21 protein-coding genes are annotated in these 19,712 nt (G+C 70.2%); 18 read left to right on the top strand and 3 right to left on the bottom strand.

Annotated elements, in window-relative coordinates; genetic code table 11:
* Nucleotide 1: 1 nt before the first annotated feature.
* The 3 genes from AC5RUW_RS00650 to AC5RUW_RS00640 all read left to right on the top strand — a co-directional run bounded on the left by AC5RUW_RS00650 (nucleotide 2) and on the right by AC5RUW_RS00640 (nucleotide 2,860).
* Nucleotides 2-1,225, top strand: a complete 1,224-nt coding sequence (locus AC5RUW_RS00650; protein ID WP_494158896.1) for a mechanosensitive ion channel family protein — start codon at nucleotides 2-4, stop codon at nucleotides 1,223-1,225.
* A gap of 148 nt (nucleotides 1,226-1,373) precedes the next feature.
* Nucleotides 1,374-1,688, top strand: a complete 315-nt coding sequence (locus tag AC5RUW_RS00645; RefSeq protein WP_494158895.1) for a PRC-barrel domain-containing protein — start codon at nucleotides 1,374-1,376, stop codon at nucleotides 1,686-1,688.
* 98 nt (nucleotides 1,689-1,786) lie between these two features.
* Complete coding sequence (locus AC5RUW_RS00640; protein ID WP_494158894.1) at nucleotides 1,787-2,860, top strand: YihY/virulence factor BrkB family protein; 1,074 nt, start codon at nucleotides 1,787-1,789, stop codon at nucleotides 2,858-2,860.
* Nucleotides 2,861-2,934: 74 nt separating this feature from the next.
* On the opposite strand, the gene AC5RUW_RS00635 is transcribed toward AC5RUW_RS00640, so the two are convergent.
* Nucleotides 2,935-4,275: an APC family permease gene (locus tag AC5RUW_RS00635; RefSeq protein WP_494158893.1), complete on the bottom strand. Its 1,341-nt coding sequence runs from the start codon at nucleotides 4,273-4,275 to the stop codon at nucleotides 2,935-2,937.
* 63 nt (nucleotides 4,276-4,338) lie between these two features.
* Here AC5RUW_RS00635 and AC5RUW_RS00630 point away from each other — a divergent pair, with 63 nt between their 5' ends.
* Entirely contained in the window at nucleotides 4,339-5,292 is a 954-nt protein-coding gene (locus AC5RUW_RS00630) for an NAD(P)/FAD-dependent oxidoreductase (RefSeq protein ID WP_494158892.1), read from the top strand.
* Between the two features lie 27 nt (nucleotides 5,293-5,319).
* Here AC5RUW_RS00630 and AC5RUW_RS00625 read toward each other — a convergent pair whose 3' ends face one another.
* Nucleotides 5,320-6,360, bottom strand: a complete 1,041-nt coding sequence (locus AC5RUW_RS00625) for an NAD-dependent epimerase/dehydratase family protein (RefSeq protein WP_494158891.1) — start codon at nucleotides 6,358-6,360, stop codon at nucleotides 5,320-5,322.
* A gap of 102 nt (nucleotides 6,361-6,462) precedes the next feature.
* Here AC5RUW_RS00625 and AC5RUW_RS00620 point away from each other — a divergent pair, with 102 nt between their 5' ends.
* The 6 genes from AC5RUW_RS00620 to AC5RUW_RS00595 all read left to right on the top strand — a co-directional run bounded on the left by AC5RUW_RS00620 (nucleotide 6,463) and on the right by AC5RUW_RS00595 (nucleotide 12,723).
* Nucleotides 6,463-7,512: a glutathione S-transferase family protein gene (locus AC5RUW_RS00620; protein WP_494158890.1), complete on the top strand. Its 1,050-nt coding sequence runs from the start codon at nucleotides 6,463-6,465 to the stop codon at nucleotides 7,510-7,512.
* A gap of 127 nt (nucleotides 7,513-7,639) precedes the next feature.
* The gene (locus tag AC5RUW_RS00615; protein ID WP_494159538.1) at nucleotides 7,640-8,665 is read left to right on the top strand and encodes a FecCD family ABC transporter permease; all 1,026 of its coding nucleotides are present in this window, start codon (nucleotides 7,640-7,642) and stop codon (nucleotides 8,663-8,665) included.
* A gap of 80 nt (nucleotides 8,666-8,745) precedes the next feature.
* Nucleotides 8,746-9,717: a FecCD family ABC transporter permease gene (locus AC5RUW_RS00610; RefSeq protein WP_494159537.1), complete on the top strand. Its 972-nt coding sequence runs from the start codon at nucleotides 8,746-8,748 to the stop codon at nucleotides 9,715-9,717.
* Between the two features lie 2 nt (nucleotides 9,718-9,719).
* Nucleotides 9,720-10,601: an ABC transporter ATP-binding protein gene (locus AC5RUW_RS00605; RefSeq protein ID WP_494158889.1), complete on the top strand. Its 882-nt coding sequence runs from the start codon at nucleotides 9,720-9,722 to the stop codon at nucleotides 10,599-10,601.
* Nucleotides 10,598-11,626 (top strand): siderophore-interacting protein, encoded by a 1,029-nt coding sequence (locus AC5RUW_RS00600; protein WP_494158888.1) that lies wholly within the window; start codon nucleotides 10,598-10,600, stop codon nucleotides 11,624-11,626. Before AC5RUW_RS00605 ends, AC5RUW_RS00600 begins: the two co-directional genes overlap by 4 nt.
* 197 nt (nucleotides 11,627-11,823) lie before the next feature.
* Nucleotides 11,824-12,723 (top strand): M23 family metallopeptidase, encoded by a 900-nt coding sequence (locus AC5RUW_RS00595; protein WP_494158887.1) that lies wholly within the window; start codon nucleotides 11,824-11,826, stop codon nucleotides 12,721-12,723.
* Between the two features lie 17 nt (nucleotides 12,724-12,740).
* Here AC5RUW_RS00595 and AC5RUW_RS00590 read toward each other — a convergent pair whose 3' ends face one another.
* A complete protein-coding gene (locus AC5RUW_RS00590) occupies nucleotides 12,741-13,700 on the bottom strand; it encodes a diacylglycerol/lipid kinase family protein (protein WP_494005892.1) in 960 nt (319 codons plus the stop codon).
* Between the two features lie 127 nt (nucleotides 13,701-13,827).
* Between AC5RUW_RS00590 and AC5RUW_RS00585 the strand changes: the two genes are divergently transcribed.
* The 8 genes from AC5RUW_RS00585 to AC5RUW_RS00550 all read left to right on the top strand — a co-directional run bounded on the left by AC5RUW_RS00585 (nucleotide 13,828) and on the right by AC5RUW_RS00550 (nucleotide 19,653).
* Complete coding sequence (locus AC5RUW_RS00585) at nucleotides 13,828-14,601, top strand: SGNH/GDSL hydrolase family protein (protein ID WP_494158886.1); 774 nt, start codon at nucleotides 13,828-13,830, stop codon at nucleotides 14,599-14,601.
* A gap of 151 nt (nucleotides 14,602-14,752) precedes the next feature.
* Nucleotides 14,753-16,309, top strand: coding sequence for an MFS transporter (locus AC5RUW_RS00580; RefSeq protein ID WP_494158885.1), 1,557 nt, complete (start codon nucleotides 14,753-14,755; stop codon nucleotides 16,307-16,309).
* Nucleotides 16,310-16,339: 30 nt separating this feature from the next.
* Nucleotides 16,340-16,855 (top strand): MarR family winged helix-turn-helix transcriptional regulator, encoded by a 516-nt coding sequence (locus AC5RUW_RS00575; RefSeq protein WP_494158884.1) that lies wholly within the window; start codon nucleotides 16,340-16,342, stop codon nucleotides 16,853-16,855.
* Nucleotides 16,856-16,915: 60 nt separating this feature from the next.
* Complete coding sequence (locus AC5RUW_RS00570; RefSeq protein WP_494158883.1) at nucleotides 16,916-18,046, top strand: glucose-1-phosphate adenylyltransferase family protein; 1,131 nt, start codon at nucleotides 16,916-16,918, stop codon at nucleotides 18,044-18,046.
* Nucleotides 18,047-18,400: 354 nt separating this feature from the next.
* Nucleotides 18,401-18,637, top strand: a complete 237-nt coding sequence (gene rpmB, locus AC5RUW_RS00565; RefSeq protein ID WP_494005887.1) for a 50S ribosomal protein L28 — start codon at nucleotides 18,401-18,403, stop codon at nucleotides 18,635-18,637.
* Nucleotides 18,637-18,804 carry a 50S ribosomal protein L33 gene (gene rpmG, locus AC5RUW_RS00560; protein ID WP_003798558.1) on the top strand — a complete coding sequence of 56 codons (168 nt, stop codon included), beginning with the start codon at nucleotides 18,637-18,639 and terminating at the stop codon, nucleotides 18,802-18,804. The genes rpmB and rpmG overlap by 1 nt, the downstream gene beginning before the upstream one ends.
* Entirely contained in the window at nucleotides 18,805-19,110 is a 306-nt protein-coding gene (gene rpsN, locus AC5RUW_RS00555) for a 30S ribosomal protein S14 (protein WP_494005886.1), read from the top strand.
* A gap of 258 nt (nucleotides 19,111-19,368) precedes the next feature.
* A complete protein-coding gene (locus AC5RUW_RS00550; protein ID WP_494005885.1) occupies nucleotides 19,369-19,653 on the top strand; it encodes an HU family DNA-binding protein in 285 nt (94 codons plus the stop codon).
* The last annotated feature ends 59 nt before the right edge of the window (nucleotides 19,654-19,712 follow it).

Genomic DNA, 19,712 nt, shown 5'->3' with positions numbered 1-19,712 from the left:
CATGGATGAACTGGTCTCCTCCCTGTCCGGCTTCGAACCCGTCATCGCCGTCGCGCTGGCCATCGGCGCCGCCCTGCTGGCGGCCCGGCTGGTGCGCACCGGAGTCACCCGCCTGTTCTCGAAGGTGCCGGGCATCCGCCAGATCACCACTCTGGGCCGCAACCCCCTTCGCCTTGCGCTCGCGCTGATCGGCACCCGGATCGCCCTGAACGCCACGGCCTCAGGGCAGCCCTGGTTCGGCCCGGTGGACTACGTGCTGGTCCTTGCCCTCATCGCGTCCCTGGCCTGGCTGGCGATCGTGCTGCTGCTGATCATCGAAGCGGTGATCCTCACCAAATACAGCACCGACACCAAGGACAACCGCCGGCTGCGGCGGTTGAAGACCCAGGTCACGCTCGGGCGCCGGATCGCCGTCGCGCTGGTGGCGGTGATGGCGGTGGCCGTGGTGCTGCTGACCATTCCCGAAGTCCGCGCGCTTGGAGCCGGCATCCTTGCCTCGGCGGGTGTGGTCTCCATCGTGGCCGGCCTCGCGGTGCAGAGCACGCTGGGCAATGTGTTCGCCGGAATCCAGATCGCCTTCACCGACTCGATCCGGGTGGACGACGTCGTCGTGGTGGAGGGGCAGTGGGGCACCATCGAGGAAATCACCATGACCTACGTGGTGGTGCACATCTGGGACGACCGCAGGCTGATCCTGCCCTCCACCTACTTCACCACCACGCCGTTCGAGAACTGGACCCGCCGCCAGTCCGCGATCCTGGGCACGGTGGAGCTCGACGTCGACTGGCGGGTTCCCGCCGCCGACCTGCGGGCCAAGCTCACGGAGACGCTGGAAGGCACGGAGCTCTGGGACGGACGCACCGGCGTCCTGCAGATCACGGACGCGGTGGCCGGCCTGGTGCGGGTCCGCATCCTGGTCAGCGCCGCCGACAGCGGCACGCTCTTCGACCTGCGCTGCCTGGTCCGCGAAACCATGGTCACCTACCTGCAGCAGCACCACGCCTACGCGCTGCCGCGCCAGCGCTGGGAACAGGTGCGGGCCGAGCCGCAGCCCCGGCGGGGCGGCCAGGTGCCCGCCGAGGAGACCGGCGCCTCGCAGATGTTCACCGGCTCGCTCGAAGCGGTGAACCGGCGCCGGGCCTTCTCCGGCCCGGGAGAGCACGCCTATGAGGACCGCAGCCAGGACGAGCCGCTGCCGTCCGCCGACGGCGCCCGCGGTGCCTGATCCGGCCCCCGGCCGCCCCTGATCCCGCCCGCACCGCCGCGCCGCGTTGACACGGGGAGCGCGCTGGGGCTGGATGGAGTCACCCTGTTTCCGACCGGAACGGGGAACTTCATGCAGGAGCCAGCAACCAGAGGCGAGGGGACCGGCCATGACCGACCAGTACGAGATCCATCAGATCCAGGGCGCCAACGTGTGGGCGAACGACGGCGAGCGGCTCGGCCTGGTCAGCGAAGTGCACCTGGACCGCGACACCGGGCGGCCGGTGTTCATCACCGTCGCGCTGGGCCTGTTCGAGTCGAGGCAGTACTTCGTGCCGCTGGCCGGCGCGCGCCGGGACGGGCAGGACAACATCTACGTCGCCTTCTCCAAGCAGGCGATCAAGGACTCCCCGGAGCTGCAGCCGGACGGGGCGCTCACCCCGGATCAGGAGAAGGCGCTGCAGGACTACTACGCCCGCGCCTGACGCCGGCTGCCGTCCGACGGCGTCGAGCGGCGTCTATGATGCTAAGTTCACTTATGAAGACGTTGCAGTGAACTGCCAGACAGATCAGGGAGGCCGCCATGGCGCAACAGGAGACCGGCACACCCGGGTCGGCACCGGACCCCGAGGACGCCCGCAAACCGGACGATCCCACCGAGGTCACCAAGCCCAGCTGGAAGTACATCTTCCGCAAGACCATCCGCGAGTTTTCCAAGGACCAGTGCACCGACCTCGCGGCGGCGCTGACGTACTACATGGTCCTGTCCCTGTTCCCCGCCCTGCTGGCGATGGTCTCCATCCTCGGACTCGTCGGCCAGGCCGAAAGCACCACCAACACTCTGCTGGACTACGTTCGGCAGGTCGCTCCCGAAGACGCCGTCGGCCTGCTTGAAGGCCCGATTACCCAGCTCACCAGCTCGCAGGGGGCCGGGCTCGCCCTGTTGGTTGGTATTGCCGGCGCCCTGTGGTCCGCGTCCGGCTACGTGGGCGCCTTCGGCCGGGCCATGAACCGGATCTACGAGGTCGAGGAAGGCCGGCCGATCTGGAAGCTGCGCCCGATGCTGCTGCTCGTCACCCTGGTGATGATCCTGCTCGCAGCGGCGCTGCTGCTGATGCTGGTGATCAGCGGCCCGATCGCCGAAGCCGTGGGCGACGTGATCGGCCTCGGCAGTCAAGCCGTCATGATCTGGAACATCGCCAAGTGGCCGGTGATGGTGCTCTTCGCGATCGTGATCATCGCGATCCTTTACTACGCCACCCCCAACGTGAAGCAGCCCAAGTTCCGCTGGATGAGCATGGGTGGGTTCATTGCCCTGGTCGTCCTGGCCATCGTGACCGCGGGCTTCGGTTTCTACGTCGCCAACTTCGGCAACTACAACGCCACGTACGGGACCATCGGCGGCGTGATCGTGCTCCTGCTGTGGCTCTGGCTGGCCAACCTCTCGCTGCTTTTCGGCGCCGAGTTCGACGCCGAGATGGAGCGCGGACGGGAGCTGCAGGCCGGCATCCAGGCCGAGGAGTCGGTGCAGCTGCCCCCGCGGGACACGCGCCAGATCGACAAGCGCCAGGAGCAGGAGGAGAAGGACATCGAGCAGGGCCGGAAGCTGCGCCAGCAGCACGCCGGCAAGGACTACGACGACGACCTGCACGAGTAGCCGCACCCCGGCAGCGCATGGAAGAGGCCCCCGCCGATGCGGCGGGGGCCTCTTCCCTGTCCGGGCGGCCGGGTTCAGTCGGCAGCAACGGTGGGGCGGACGCCCGCTCCCGGGCCTTTGACCGACCGGCGGATGACGTAGAGCACGGCGCCCACGGCAAGCAGGATGCCTGCGCGGAGCCAGATCCCGGCGTCCTGCTGGATCAGCAGCACGATGCAGGTGGCGATGGCCAGCAGCGGAAGCACCACCGGGGTGCGGAAGTGGGAATGGTCCACCTTGTCCTTCTTCAGCACCAGCACCGCCACGTTGGTGCTGAGGAAAACGATCACCAGCAGCAGCACCACGGTCTCGGCCAGTGCCGCCAGGCCCCCGGTCAGGGTCAGGATGATGGCCACCGCAGTCGTGGCGGCAATCGCTACCCACGGGGTGCGCCGGTTGGGCAGCACCTTGCCGAAGACGCTGGGCAGCAGGCCCTGCTCCGCCATTCCGTAGGCCAGCCGGCTGGACATGATCATGGTCAGCAGGGCGCCGTTGGCCACCGCCACCAGGGCCACCAGGCTGAACAGTTCCGCCGGCACGCCGAAGCCGGTGGCCTGCACCACCGCCAGCAGCGGACCCGAGGAGCCTGCAAGCTCGTCGGTGGGAAGTGCGACGGCGGCCGCCAGGCCGATCAGCAGGTACACGACGCCGGCGGTCAGCATGGCGCCGAACAGGGCCCGCGGATACACGCGCCGCACGTCGCGGACCTCCTCGGCGACGTTGGCGGAAACCTCAAAGCCCACGAACGAGTAGAACGCGATCACCGACGCGGCCAGGATTCCGGAGGCGGGGCTGACGTCCTCGCGGAACTGCAGCACCTGCTCCGGGTAACCGTCGCCCCGGCCGACCATGAGGGCCACGAGCACGATCACCAGGACCAGGCCGGAAAGCTCGATCACCGTCATCACCACGTTGCTGCGGACCGACTCCTTGATGCCCCGGGCGTTCAGCAGCGCCACCAGGAGCAGGAACACAATGGCCGCAGGTACCGCCGGCACGTCCAGGAACACGGCGAGATAGTCTCCGGAGAAGGCGAGGGAGAGGCCTGCAGCGCTGGTCACGCCCGCCGCCAGCATGGCGAAGCCGACCATGAAGGACACGATCGGCAGCTTGAAGGCCCGCTCGGCAAACACCGCCGCCCCACCGGCCTTCGGATACTTGGTGATCAGTTCGGCGTAGGAGGATGCGGTCAACAGCGCCATGGCCAGGGCCAGGACCAGCGGTGCCCAGATGGCGCCGCCCACGGCGCCCGACACCTCTCCGACCAACGCATAGATGCCGGCTCCCAGGACATCGCCGAGAATAAACAAATAGAGCATCTTCCCGGTGATGCCCTGTTTCAGTTTGCTGGGCGCTTCGGCCCTCTTCTCACTCATGGTGTGGATTCTAGGCCACTGTAAGGGTGCTGATGATCGGGTCCGGTCTGCAAGAATGGGCAGATGAAGGAAACCGGAGTCGACAGCTATGACGTAGTGGTGGCCGGAGGCGGCATCGCAGGCCTCACCACCGCCCTTGTCCTGGGCCGCGGCCGCCGGCGGGTCGCCGTGGTGGACGCCGGCTCGCCGCGCAACTCAGCTGCCGGCCATGTGCACGGCTACCCGGGGCGGGAGGGTATGCCGCCCCGGGACCTCATCGCCGAGGTCCGCCGCGAAGTCCAGGGGTACGGCGTGCAGCTGGTGCACGGCACCGTGGCCTCCGCGCAGGTCCCCGCCGCGGGGCCCGGCGAGGTGCGGCTGGGGGACGGACGCCGGCTGGCGTTCCGGCACCTGGTGCTGGCCACCGGGCTGCGTGACGTGATTCCCGATCTGGCCGGCGCCGCCGAGCGCTGGGGCCGGGATTTGCTGCAGTGCCCGTACTGCCATGGCTGGGAATCGGCGGACCGGCCGCTGGCGGTCCTCGGCACCGCCGAAAGCTCCATCCAGCAGGCGCTGCTGGTGCGCACCCTCTCCGATGACGTCACGCTGATTGTCCAGCCCGGCCTGGAACCCGACGCCGAGGCGCTGGAGAAGCTGAAGGCGATGGGGGTCGCCGTCGTCAGCGGCGCGGCATCCGCCCTTAAGGCACCCAACGATGCGCTGGCGGCCGTGGTGCTCGAGGACGGGCGGGAGGTGCCGTGCGAGGCCGTGTTCTGCGAGCCCGGCGCCGACGCCTCATCCGCCCTCGTGGAGGACCTGGGCTGTGCGCTGAACGAAGACGGCACCATCCACACCAACAGCCTGGGCGGCACCAGCGTCTCCCGGGTCTGGGCTGCGGGAAACGCCGCCGACCCGGCCCGGCAGGTGGTGACCGCCGCCGGGGACGCGTACCGCATGGCCGTGGCGCTGAACGCCATCCTGCTGGAGGAGGACGTCGAGCAGCGGCTCGCCGCCTACCGCCAGCCGGCCGCGCCCTAGCCGTATCCGATACACCCGGCCCTGCGGCTACTTCCGCCGCGGCGCCATCAGGTCCGAGCCGCGGACGCCCTCGCCGGAGGCCATGCCGTCCAGTACGTACTGCAGGGCCTGCAGGCTGGACACCGTCGGCGTCCAGCCCAGCACCTCCCGGGCCCGCGTGGTGTCCATGACCGGAGCACCGGCGGCCATGTCCACCCAGCCCGGGTCGGTCCGCTGGAGGCCCATCGCCCAGGTGGCGCCGACGACGGCGCGGATCAGCTTGGCCGGCACGTTCAGGATGCGGCGCGCGCCCAGGACCCCGGCCAGCAGCTCGGGCGTCACCACCGGGTCGGCCGCGATGTTGAACGGGCCCTCGGCGCGCTGTTCGATCACCCGCCAGTAGGCGTCGGCGATGTCGTCCGCGTGCACCACCTGGAAGCTGAAGCTGGACGGCAGGGGAATCAGGGGCAGGCTCAGCCGGTTGAGGAACGCCTTGGGGATCAGCGGGCCCAGGAAGTAGTTGCCGATCTCCGTTCCCGCCTCCGTGGAGAAGATCAGCCCCGGCCGCAGCCGGGCCACCGGAATCTCGGGATACTGCCGTTCGAACCGGTCCAGCAGGGCCTCCTGCTCACCCTTGTGCCGGCTGTAGTGCGAGCTCTCGATGCCGCGGGCCGGCCAGTCCTCTGAGGTCAGCCGGTCCTTGGGTGCGGGGGAATAGGCGCCCACGGAGGACGCGCAGACCACCTGGCGCACCAAGGCCGCCCCGGCGGCGTCGAGCACGTTGGCCGTGCCGTCCACGTTGATGCGGTGCAGCAGGTCTTCGTCCCGGTTGGGCTGGATGGCCCAGGCCAGGTGCACCACGGAGTCGACGCCGGCGAGCACCTCGGAAAGCTGCGCGACGGCGTCGGGGGCGGTGATGTCGATGCTGTGCCACTGCACGCCGTCATAGGGCGGCCGGGACGCATCCGGAAGACGGCGGGCGACGCCGACGATCTCCAGCGGTTCGCCGGACTCCGGGCGGGCCTTTGCCAGGCGGCGCAGCAGGGCCGTGCCCATGTTCCCGGTGGCACCAATGACGGCGATACGCATCTGCGCACGTCCTTTCAGATCCGGCGGCGGTATCCACGAAACGATACCGGTTCGTACCGGCGGCACGGGAGACGGCGAACGCGCGGGGCTTAGGCTGGGGGCATGGCCAACGAGAGCGTCCAGGCGGACCCCCACAGCACGCGCGGCTCCTACGTCACCGGTGGAACCGAGTACACCCGCGACACGAACTACATCGAAACCCGGATCACCCGCGACGGCCGGGACGGCTATCCGGTGGAGGCCGGCCGCTACCGGCTGATCGCCGCCCGCGCCTGCCCGTGGGCCAACCGGACCATCATCGTCCGCCGGCTGCTGGGCCTGGAGGACGCCATCTCGCTGGGCACCCCCGGCCCCACCCACGATGCCCGCAGCTGGACCTTCGACCTGGATCCGGACGGCAGGGACCCGGTGCTCGGCATCGAACGGCTGCAGGAGGCCTTCTTCAAGCGCGTACCCGGCTACACCCGCGGCATCACCGTGCCCGCCGTCGTCGACGTGCCCAGCGGTGCCGTGGTGACGAACAACTTCCCGCAGATCACCCTGGACTTCTCCACCGAGTGGAAGGACTTCCACCGCGAGGGCGCCCCGGACCTGCTGCCGGCCGAGCACATGGAGGAAATGGAGCAGGTCAACAGGCGCATCTTCACGGAGATCAACAACGGCGTCTACCGCTGCGGCTTCGCCGGTTCCCAGGAGGCGTACGACGCCGCCTACGACCGGCTCTGGACGGCCATGGACTGGCTGGAGGAGCGGCTGTCCAGGCAGCGCTACCTCATCGGGGACAGCATCACCGAGGCCGACGTCCGGCTCTTCACCACGCTGGTGCGCTTCGATGCCGTCTACCACGGCCACTTCAAGTGCAACCGCAACAAGCTCAGCGAAATGCCTGCCCTGTGGGGCTACGCGCGGGACCTGTTCCAGACTCCGGGCTTCGGCGACACCGTGGACTTCGAGCAGATCAAGGCGCACTACTACATCGTCCACGAGGACATTAATCCCACCGGCATCGTGCCCAAGGGCCCGGAGCTGTCCGGCTGGCTCACCCCGCACGGCCGGGAGGCGCTCGGCGGGCGGCCCTTCGGAGACGGCACGGCCCCCGGCCCGGTCCGTCCCGGCGAGGAGGTCGCGCCCGGCCACGGCGCCGACCGCTAGGTGTTATTTACGCAACTGAAGTCTTTCGTAACTCCCGCCTGCGTAGGTTAGCCTTACTTTAGCCATACGCGGGGAGGGAGGGTCCAGCATGAGCATGTCCGCTGCGGACGTTGCCGCCGCCCGCCCGATGCACGCCCACCGGCCCCCCGCCTCCGCGGTTCGGGGCCGCCGTGCGGCGGGCCTGGCAGCCGCGGCAGTGCTCCTGCTGCTCGCGGCCCTGGCCTCCGTCGCCTTCGGCGCCCGGCAGGTGTCCTTCCCGACGGTGCTCGAGGCCCTCACCGCCTTCGATCCCGCCAACGGCGACCACGCCGTCGTCCTCTCCCGGGTGCCGCGCACCGTGACCGGGCTGCTGGTCGGGGCGGCGCTCGGCCTGGCCGGGGCCGCCCTGCAGGGCGTGACCCGCAATCCGCTGGCCGATCCCGGCATCCTGGGCCTGAACGCCGGCGCCGCGTTCGCCGTCGTCACCGCCATCTACGTCTTCGGCGTCACCAGCCTCACCGGCTACGTCTGGTTCGCCCTCGCGGGCACCGCGGCCGCCGCAGCCGTCGTCTACGCCGTGGCCTCCCTGGGCCGGGAAGGCGCCACCCCCGTGAAGCTGGCCCTGGCCGGAGCCGCGCTCTCCGCCGGGCTGACCTCGCTGCTCTCCGCCGTGCTCGTGGGCAGCCAGCAGACACTGGACACCTTCCGGTTCTGGCAGGTCGGCTCGGTCTCCGGCCGAGGCTGGGACATCCTGGCCCCGGTGGCGCCCTTCCTTGCCGTCGGGGCGCTGCTGGTGCTCGGCGCCGGCCGGGTCCTCAACGGCCTCTCGCTCGGTGACGACGTCGCCCGCGCCCTGGGCCAGCGGGTGGGCCTGACCCGCGGCATCACCGCCCTCGGCATCGTGTTCCTCTGCGGCGCAGCCACCGCCGCCGCGGGACCGATCGCCTTCCTGGGCCTGGTGGTGCCGCACGCCGTGCGCGGGCTCACCGGGCCGGACTACCGGTGGATCCTGCCGTTTTCGGCGCTCCTGGCACCTGCGCTGCTGCTGGTGGCCGACGTCGTCGGGCGGCTGGTGCTGCCCCCGGGCGAAATCCCGGTCGGCATCATGACGGCCGTGCTGGGTGCGCCCGTGTTCATCTGGCTGATCCGGCGCCGGAAGCTGGCGGCCCTGTGAGCGCCCCGGTCCTGACACACGCCCCCGACGCCGCCCTCCAGCAGGTCCGGGCCGCCCGCCGCACCGGCCGCACCCGGCACGTGCGGGTCGCCGCGGTGCTGGCCGCGGCCGTCACGGCGGCCTTCTTCGTCAACATCCTGCTTGGCAGCTACACCGTCACGATCCCGGACTTCCTGCGCATCCTCGGCGGCGAGCAGATTCCCGGCGCCACCTACATCGTGATGGAGGGCAAGCTGCCCCGGGCGGTGACCGGCCTCATGGTCGGCGCGGCGTTCGGCATCTCCGGCACGCTGTTCCAGACCCTGCTGCGCAACCCGCTGGCCAGCCCCGACATCATCGGCATCAGCTACGGAGCGAGTGCCGCCGCAGTGGCGGCGCTGGTGTTCTTCGGCGCTTCCGGCAGCACGGTCTCCCTTGCCGCCCTGCTCGGAGCGCTGGCGGTGGCGCTGGCCATCTACCTGCTCTCCCGCCGCGGCGGCGCCGGCGGCTACCGGCTGATCCTGATCGGCGTGGGGTTCGCCGCCGTGCTGCAGGCCGTGGTCAGTTTCCTGCTCACGCGCACCGACGTGCGCACCGCCTCCGAGGCGCTGGTCTGGCTCAGCGGCTCCCTGAACGCCGCCACCTGGGAGCGCGCCGGGCTGCTGGTCCTGGCGCTGGCCGTGCTGGTTCCCGCCGCCGCGGCCCTGTCCGGACGGCTGCGCGCCCTGGAGCTGGGCAACGACACCGCCGCCGGGCTCGGCGTGCCCGTCGAACCGGTGCGGCTGGGACTCGTGATGACCGCCGTCGCGTTGGCCGCCGTCGCCACCGCCGCCGCAGGGCCGGTGGTGTTCGTCGCCTTCCTGTCCGGGCCGATCGCGGCCCGGCTGCGCGGCGGAGCGGCCAGCCTGCCCGCCGCGGCGCTGACCGGCGCGCTGATCGTGCTCGCCGCCGAGTTCACCGCCGCAAACCTGCTGCCGGCCACCAGCCTGCCGGTGGGCGTGATCACGGGCGCCCTGGGTGCCCCGTTCCTGCTGTGGCTGCTCATGCGAACCAACAAATCGGGAAGAGGCTAGCGATGCCCAACCTGCTGGAAGCCGAGAAGCTGGTGCTCTCCTACGAGGACCGGGTGGTGGTCGACGGGCTGGACGTCCAGCTGCCCGCCGGGAAGATCACCATCATCGTGGGGGCCAACGCCTGCGGAAAGTCCACGCTGCTGCGCGGCATGGCCCGGCTGCTGAAGCCCGCCGGGGGAGCCGTGACCCTGGACGGGCAGGACATCCACTCGCTGCCCGGCCGGGAGGTGGCGCGGAAGCTGGGGCTGCTGCCGCAGTCGCCCACCGCCCCCGAAGGCATCACCGTGGCGGACCTGGTCGGCCGCGGCCGGTACCCGCACCAGGGCTTCTTCAAGCAGTGGTCCGCCCGTGACGAGCAGGCCGTCGCCGCGGCGCTGGAAGCCACCGGCACCGCGGAACTGGCCGGACGCAGTGTCGACGAGCTCTCCGGGGGTCAGCGGCAGCGGGTGTGGATCGCCATGGCACTGGCCCAGGAGACCGGCATCCTGCTGCTGGACGAGCCCACGACCTTCCTGGACGTGACGCACCAGGTGGAGGTGCTGGACCTGGTCAGCGACCTGAACCGGGAACGCGGCACCACCGTGGCGATCGTGCTGCACGACCTGAACCTCGCCGCCCGCTACGCCGACCACCTGGTCGCCATGAAGTCCGGCGCCATCGCCGCGCAGGGGGCTCCGGACCAGGTCATCACCGCAGACCTGGTCCGTGACGTGTTCCGGCTGGACTGCGAAGTCATCTCCGACCCGGTCTCCGGAACTCCGCTGGTGGTTCCCGTGGGCCGCCACCATTCCCGCAGGAGGCCGCAAGGACGCGGCTACCTGCCCAACCCCGACGACCGTCTTCGCCGCGAGCCGGCACCGAACAATCTGGAGGCCGCCTCATGAGCCCAGCCGACCGCGCCCCCGCCGCGCGCCGAACCCGCGCCGCCGGCGCCATCATGTGCTTCGACGTCGAAGTGCGCCGCGTGAGCCGCATCGGGGCGAACTTCCAGCGGATCACCTTCGCCGGATCCTGCCTCGCCGAGTTCGGGGTGCAGGGCCGCACCGACGACCTGCGGATCAAGATCGTGCTGCCCTCCCGCACCCCGGACGGCCGCATCCTCCCGCTGCCGGACTTCGACTGCTCCGACCCGCGCTGGTACCAGGACTGGCTGCAGCTGGACCCCTCGGTCCGCGGCGCCATGCGCACCTACACCGTGCGCGCGGCCCGCTGCTCCGGGCCGGAACCGGAGATCGACGTCGACTTCGTGCTGCACTTCGACGCCGACGGCGTGGGCGGTCCGGCGTCCAGCTGGGCTGCCGAGGCGCAGCCGGGGGACCGGGTGGCCATCATCGGGCCCAACGTCGCGAACTGCGTCACCGCCGAGGCCTACGGCGGCATCGAATGGCGCCCGGGCCTGGCCCGCCACGTGCTGCTCGCGGGCGACGAGACCGCGGTCCCGGCCATCACCGCCATCCTGGAGCAGCTGCCCGCAGACGTCACGGGCTACGCCCTTCTGGAAGTGCCGGATCCCGCGGACATCCAGCCGGTCCGCACCGCCTCCGGCGTGGGCGTCCGCTGGCTGCCGCGGGAGGGACGCCCCCACGGCACCCTGCTCGAAGGGGCGGTGCGCACCGCCGTCGCCCTTCCCGGCGGGGCCCTGCCGCTGCCCCGCACCGGGCAGGAACCCGAAGAGGTCGACGTGGACCAGACCATCCTGTGGGAAACCCCCCAGCGGCTGGACCCGGAGGTGCTGAAGTCCAGCGCCAACCCGCACGCCCCGGCCGGCGCGCTGCCGTTCTACGCCTGGATCGCCGGTGAAGCCGCCGTCGTCCGCGGCCTGCGCCGCTACCTGGTCCGGGACGCCGGCATCGACCGCAAGCAGGTGGCCTTCATGGGCTACTGGCGGGAGGGCCGGGCCGAGGGGTAGCCCGAACCTCCGCGGAGGGAGGCTGTGAGCGGCCTCCCTGCACCCAGCCGCGCCCGGCTGGGGAGTTGCTCACAAAAACCTTCCGGTGAGGGGTTGACAACCCGGAGAATGGAATCGGTGCCGCGGGCGGGAGCCCGCCGCCATTCGCACCCCTGAGGCCAACCGATCCCGACCGCGCCTCACACTGGAATGATGCTTTGACCAGGAACCACACTTTTTTCTTTTCCCCTTCATCCTCCCTGGACGCCCTCCACACCGTTGGCTCGGCTATCGAATCGGAGGCGGACGCCGTCCGTGAAACCTCCCGCGCCGCGGCCGAACAGGTGCAGCAGCGCGGCCGCCGCGCCCGCCGTCGTGCCCTGCGCTGGGCCGCGGGCTCTCGCGGGGGCGGGCTGCCCGCCGGGCTGCAGCGGCGCCTGGGCGAGGGCACCCGGCGCCTGGTGATCCTCGGCGGGTCCGCCGCCGTCGCCCTCGGGACCGCCGTGGCCGGCACCGCCTCAGCCGCCCAGCCGCCGCTTCCGCTGATGCGGGCCGTATCGGTCGAGGACCTCGACCAGGCCGACGACGGCGGCGAACCCTCCGACGGCACCGCAGGCGAAGGCACCGGCAGCGGGGACGCAGGCGGGGACGGCGGAGGCACCGGGTCCACGCAGCCGCTCGAGGCCCCGACCGCGGAGCCTGCACCGGAACCCGCCCCCGAAGACGGCGCTCCCCGGCCCAACGTGCCGCTGGACTCCATGGAGATCACGTCCAACTTCGGCTGGCGCAACATCTTCGGCTCGGAGTTCCACACCGGAACCGACTTCAGCGCTGTGACCGGAACCCCGGTCAAGGCCGCCCGCGCCGGAACGGTCGTCTACGCGCACTGGCACTACGAGGGCGGCGGCGGACTGAGGATCGTCATCGACCACGGCGACGGCTTCACCAGCACCTACAACCACCTCAGCGCCATCGACGTCAGCGAGGGCCAGTGGGTGGACTTCAACCAGCACATCGGCGCGGTCGGCTCCACCGGCAACTCCACCGGCCCGCACCTGCACTTCGAGGTGCTCCGCAACGGCGACTACGTGGACCCCATGGCCTGGCTGGCCGCCTGACCGGCCGGAAGCCGGGCTCAGGGCTCCGGGTTGGTCAGGACCGCCGGGTCCTTCTTCCCGTAGGGCATCCGGATGCGCAGGGCGTTGGGATCCATCTCGAACAGGATGTGCGTGGCGTCGCCGAGATGGTCCCCGTCCATCTCGAACTCCAGCGGCGAGTCCGCCCACACCTCGGCCCGCTTGCACTGGAAGTACTCCACGGCCGTGCCCTTGCCCCTGCCCCTGCGCAGCAGCCCGGCCACCACCCCGATCCAGCCGAGCCGGCCCTTGGGTGCCAGGGTCAGGATGTCCAGCAGCCCGTCGTCGATCCGGGCGCCCGGGAAGATCTCCAGCCCGCCGGTGATCTTTCCGCAGTTGCCGCCCATGACGCTGCGCAGCCGGCGCTGGATCGGCTTGCCGCCGTCGATCGAAATGGTGGTCCGCACCGGCTTGCCGGGCAGGTTGCGGATGCCGGCGTCGACGTAGGCCAGCCAGCCAATGCGGTCCTTGAGCTCGTCGCGGGTGTCGGCCATCATGCCGGCGTCGTAGCCCAGGCCCGCCATGACCAGGAAGATGTCGCTGTCCACGGCCTCGTCCACGGTCACATGCACGACGTCGATGCGCCGCTCGGTGCCGGTCAGCGCGGCACGCACCGCCTGCGCCGGGTCGTCGACGCCGATGTCGAGGTTGCGGGCCAGCAGATTCCCGGTGCCCAGCGGCAGCAGCCCCATCGGGGTGTCCGTTCCGGCGAGCTCCGCGGCCACGCAGCGCACCGTGCCGTCACCGCCGGCGGCGATGACGAGGTCCACCTGCTCCTCGAGTGCCCGGCGCGCCTGGCCGTGTCCGGGGTCCTCCACCGTGGTCTCGAACCACAGCGGCTCCTCCCAGCCCTCCTCGCGGAAGACCTGCGCGGTCAGAGCCCGGATGTCCACGTCGGTCCGCTTGCTGGGATTGACGACGACGGCGGCGCGTCGTCCGGCCGGAGCTGAGGGTGCCATGGAGTCCTTTTTCGGTCGTGGGGCAGTCGCGCCCGGCAGGCCGGGCGCGCCGTCGCGGTGGTTCGAGTCTAGACGCACGCGGCCCGCGGAAACGGGACGGGCCCCCAAGTGGAAGTACCCTGACTAGGTGAGATTTACGCATCGATACGTGGCATTGGGAGATTCGTTCACCGAGGGAGTGGGGGACTGGGACGACTCCCGGCCCAACGGGGTACGCGGCTGGGCGGACCGGGTCGCCGAGCAGCTCTCCGCTGCCGACCGGGGCTGGGGATACGCGAACCTGGCGATCCGCGGCCGCAAGCTGCACCAGGTCCTGGCGGAGCAGATCGAGCCGGCCCTGGCGATGGAGCCGACCCTGGTCACCATCTACGCCGGAGGGAACGACATCCTCCGCCCCAAGGTGGACATCGATTCCCTGGTGGCCGCCTACGGCGAGGGCGTGGCCAGGCTGCGTGCCTCCGGCGCGGCGGTGCTGGTCTTCACCGGCTTCGACTCCGGCTCCGCCCCGCTGATCGGCGCCACCCGCGGCCGCACCGCGATCTACAACGAGCTGGTGCGTGAAATGGCCGAGGAGCAGGGAGCCGAGCTGGTCGACTACTGGCGGATGCGGCAGCTGCAGGACGAGCGCTACTGGGACGTTGACCGGCTGCATATGTCCGCAGCCGGGCACATCCTCGTGGCCAAGAAGGTCCTGGAGGTGCTGCGCAGCGCCGACACGATCGACGTTCCCGAACTTGAAACGCAGGCGGCCCGCGGCCGGCTCGACCAGCTGCGGCACGACGCCCGCTGGGCCAGGGAATACTTCGGGCCCTGGATCGGGCGCCGGCTGCGGGGCGTCTCCTCCGGCGACGGCATGAGCCCGAAATACCCCGAGCTGTGCTCACTGCAGCCGGTCGGCTGAGCCCGCCGGATCAGGGGCCGCCCCGAGCCGGGCGGCACCCCTGAACCGGCCCCCGATTTCGTCAGTGTGCTGATGATTCCCTAGAATCAAGTGCTTATCCGGTGAATTGCCGGGGTTAAGCACTGCCCGCACACGCATGAGGGGGAACCAAATGCCCGCCGAGCCGCCCAGCAATCCGCCCGCAGCCGCAGCCGCGAGGCAGCGCCGCCTTCCGCTCCGACGGCGCCGGCTCGAAGTCGAAGACGTCAACGTCGTCGACCACGCCATGATGAAAAAGGCCGTCGGCGGCACCGTCGTGGGCAACACCATGGAATGGTTCGACATCGGCGTCTACGGCTACCTGGCCGTCACCATGGGCGCCGTGTTCCTGTCCGACGCCGATCCGCAGGCCCAGCTGCTGTTCAGCCTCGGCGTCTTCGCGGCCACCTTCATCGCCCGGCCGCTGGGCGGTGTCGTCTTCGGGCGCATCGGGGACCGGATCGGCCGGCAGAAGACCCTGGCCGCGACGCTGATCATGATGGCCGCATCCACCTTCGCCATCGGCCTGCTGCCCGGCTACGCGCAGAGCGGCGTCGCCGCGCCGGTGCTGCTGGTGCTGATGAAGCTGCTGCAGGGCTTCTCCACCGGCGGCGAGTACGCCGGCGCCACCACCTTCGTCTCGGAATACGCCCCGGACAAGCGCCGGGGCTTCCTGGCCAGCATCCTGGACCTGGGCAGCTACATGGGCTTCGCCCTGGGCGCCGGCGTGGTGTCCGCGCTGCAGCTGACGCTCAGCGAGGAAACCATGCTCGAGTGGGGCTGGCGCATTCCGTTCCTCATCGCCGGGCCGCTGGGCGCCGTCGCCATCTACTTCCGCCTGAAGATCGAGGAATCCCCGGCCTTCCAGGCCACCCTGGACGCGCAGGAGGAAAGCGCCGCCACCGCAGCCGGTAAGGACCGGGACGCCGTCGCGCAGGGAACCTTCGGCATCTTCCGCACCTACTGGCGGGGCATCGTGCTGGCCATGGTGCTGGTGGCCGCCGCCAACACCGTCGGCTACGCACTGACCTCGTACATGCCCTCCTACCTCACCGAGGCCAAGGGCTACGACCCGCTGCACGGCACCCTGCTGACCATCCCGGTGCTGGTGGCCATGGCCCTGTGCATTCCGCTCACCGGCCGGCTCTCCGACCGGATCGGCCGCCGGCCGGTGCTGTGGATGGGCGCCGGTTCCACCATCGTGCTGGCCGTGCCCGCCTTCCTGCTCATCGACCGCGGCCCGGTCTGGTCCACGCTGCTCGGCCTGGCCCTGCTGGCCGTGCCGGTGACCTTCTACGTCGCCAACCTCGCCTCGGCCCTGCCGGCCCTGTTCCCGACCGCCAGCCGCTACGGCGCCATGGGCATCGCCTACAACTTCGCGGTCGCCATCTTCGGCGGCACCGCCCCGCTGATCATGCAGGGCCTGATCGCCGCCACCGGCGACGACATGATGCCCGCGTACTACCTGATGCTCACCTCGGCCATCGGCGCCATCGCGATCGGCGTCATGAAGGAATCGGCCCGGCGCCCGATGCCCGGGTCCATGCCCAGTGTGGCGACCGAGGAGGAGGCCCGCGAACTGGTGGCCGGCCAGGACCGGAATCCGCTGCTCGACGTGGACGAGCTGCCCTTCGACCTGGTTGACGCACAGCGTGCGGAGGGATCCGCCGAATCCCCGGCCAACCGTTGAAGCCTCAACCAGCTGTGGAAGAATTGGACCATGGATGACGCATCCGGGCAGCCCGGCAGCCAGGAGGCCCCGCGCTGGCTGGCCCCCGAGGAACGCAGGGCGTGGCTCGCCCTCTACGGGGTCACTCAGTGGCTCCCTGGCCGGCTCGACGCCGACCTCTTCCGCCGGGCCCGGATCACGCTGTTCGACTACCACGTCATGGCCATGGTCTCCGAAACCCCGGAACGCAAGCTGCCCATGAGCGAGCTGGCCGCCCGCTCCAACGCCTCCCTGTCCCGGCTCTCGCACGTGGTCAAGAAGCTCGAGGGCCGGGGCTGGATGCACCGCGCACCCTCGCCCGACGACGCACGGGTCACCACCGCCGAGCTGACGGACGAAGGGTTCGACGCGATCCGGGAACTGGCCCCCGGCCACGTCGAAGCCGTCCGGACCGCCGTGTTCGACGGCCTGGACGCGAAGGACATCGCGGACCTGGAACGGGTCGGGAGCAGGATCCTGCGGCGCCTGGACCCGGGCAACACCTTCATGTCCCGGCCGGACGCCTAGGCCCCGGCAGGCTCCGCCGCCGTCGACCATCAAACGCCGACCCCGAGAGGAAACGCACCCATGCGCACCCCACGGATACTGAGCATCATCCTCGCCGGCGGCTCCGGAGGCCGCCTCGGCAGCCTGACGGACCACCGCGCCAAGCCGGCCATGCCGGTCGCCGGCTCCTACAGCCTCATCGACATCGCCCTGTCCAACCTGCACAACAGCGGGTTCGGCGATGTCTGGATCGTGGAGCAGTACCAGCCCAAGTCCCTGAACGACCAGCTGGTCAGCGGCCGGCCCTGGGACCTGGACCGCACCAACGGGGGGCTGCGCGTGCTGCCGCCGTTCCAGGGCGGGGAGGGGGAGGGCTTCGCCGAAGGCAATGCCGATGCCCTGCACCGGCAGGCGGACTACATCCGCGAGTTCGATCCCGACCTGGTGCTGGTGCTCAGCGCGGACCACTTGTATTCCCTGGACTACCGCGACGTCGTCGAGACCCACCGGAACGCCGGCGCGGACCTGACCGTCGTCACCAACCGGATCCGGAACAACCCCTCACAGCACGGGGTGGTCGAGGTGCGGGACGGGCGGGTCACCGGGTTCGAGTACAAGCCCGGGGAGCCGAAGAGCGACCTGGTGGCGGCGGAGGTCTTCCTCTACGACGCCGCCGTGCTGCTGGACACCATGGACGCGCTGGCTGCCGAACACGGGCAGCTGGAGGACTACGGCGACCAGCTGGTGCCCTGGCTGGTGGAGCACCGCACCGTGGCCGAGCACCGGCTCGAGGGGTACTGGCGGGACATGGGCACCCCGGCCAGCTACCACGAAGCGCACATGGACCTGTTGGAGGGCCGCGGCCTGAACTTCGACGACCCCCGCTGGCCGATCCTCAGCGCCAGCCCCCGCCGGCTGCCCGGCTTCGTGGGGGAGCAGGCCGAGGTCCGCACCAGCCTGCTGGCTCCCGGGTCACGGGTGGACGGCACGCTCGTCCGCAGCGTGGTCGGCCCCGGAACCGTGATTGAAGCCGGGGCGGAGGTGGACTCCTGCGTCCTGCTGGACAATGTGATGGTTCCCTCAGGTGCCCGGCTGCGGAACCTGGTGGTGGACTCCGGCGTCGAGGTCCTCGCGGACGCGGTGATCGACGGCGCCGGCGGCGACACCGGCATCGGCGTCGTCGCGCGCAACGGCGACGTGGAGCGCAGCTGACCTGCTGTGCCGCGGCCCACAGGGCGGCCCTGCCCGGCGGGCCGCCCGCAGGCCCGGTTTGAATGATTCGGCCCGGCACCCTATGATGGTGGGGCGTTAACCCACGTCGTGGACCGCCCTGCTTGGCAGGGCGTCATTTGCGTGGGCGTCCGTTTGAACCTAGAATTGAAGGCTGTTGTCGGGCTCCCCGGCGGCTGCCCGAACTTCACCGTCTTCCCCGCGGCGAGGCACTTCGGCTGGATCTCACCCCGCCAGGTCAACCTCCGGAAAGTCGCAGTAATAACGGTGTCAAAACTGGTGGCGGGACGCTCTTCGTGAGGGACCGCCATATTTACTACTACTGGAGGAGAGATCATGGCAGCTTACTGCCAGGTAACCGGAGCCGTTCCCGGCTTTGGTCACAGCATTTCGCACTCGCACCGCCGCAACAAGCGCCGGTTCGATCCGAACATTCAGAAGAAGCGCTACTGGGTTCCGTCCCTGCGGCGCAACGTGACGCTGCAGGTTTCGGCCCGCGGCATCAAGACCATCGACGTGCGCGGCATTGACGCGGTCGTCGCGGAACTGCTTGCGAAGGGCGTGAAGCTGTAGTGGCCAAGGACAAGGACGTACGTCCGATCATCAAGCTGAAGTCCACCGCCGGCACCGGGTACACCTACGTGACCCGCAAGAACCGCCGCAACGATCCGGATCGTCTGGTCCTGAAGAAGTACGACCCGAAGATCCGTCAGCACGTCGAATTCCGCGAGGAGCGCTAAATGGCAAAGAAGTCCAAGATTGCCCGCAACGAGCAGCGAAAGCTCGTCGTCGAGCGCTACGCCGCCAAGCGCGCTGAGCTGAAGAAGACCCTGGTCGATCCGAACGCGACCGACGAGGCCCGCGAAGAGGCCCGCCTGGGCCTGCAGAAGCTGCCCCGCAACGCCTCCCCGGTTCGCCTGCGCAACCGCGACCAGATCGACGGGCGCCCCCGCGGCACCCTCCAGAAGTTCGGCATCTCCCGCGTGCGCTTCCGCGACATGGCGCACGCCGGCGAACTGCCCGGCATCAAGAAGTCCAGCTGGTAGTCAACGCCTGACCGCTGCGGAAGGACGGCACCCCGTAAGGGGCGCCGTCCTTCCGGCGTTAACGGCCCTGCCGGCCGGTTCACCCGTTCGCCGCGCATCCGGGGCCCCAAACGCGCGGAAATCCGGAAAAACCCCCGAAAATCAGCGGAATTTGGCGTCCGGCGTCCTGCCAAGCTGGTAAGTTTCCAACAGAGGCGGAACCGCAGAAGCGGACCGCACATGCACCGCCGCACACCAAAGAGTCCAGGAGGACATAAATTGGCTATGAACCGCAGTGAACTTGTTGCCGCTGTCGCTGAGAAGTCCGGCAACAGCCAGACCGCAGTGAACGGCGTCCTCGACGCAGTGTTCGATATCTTCGCCAACTCCGTCGCCAACGGCGAGAAGATCACCATCCCGGGCTGGCTCGCCGTCGAGCGCACCGACCGTGCCGCCCGCACCGGCCGCAACCCGCAGACCGGCGAAACCATCCAGATCCCCGCCGGCCACAGCGTCAAGCTGACCGCCGGCTCGAAGCTGAAGGCCGCCGTCGCCAAGAAGTAGTTCTCTCAGAACACCACGGCAGGGGCCGGTGCATCTGCACCGGCCCCTTCGCCGTCTCC

This window comes from Arthrobacter sp. Y3222053, assembly GCF_059092805.1.
This window is presented reverse-complemented; position numbering and strand designations above follow the sequence as displayed.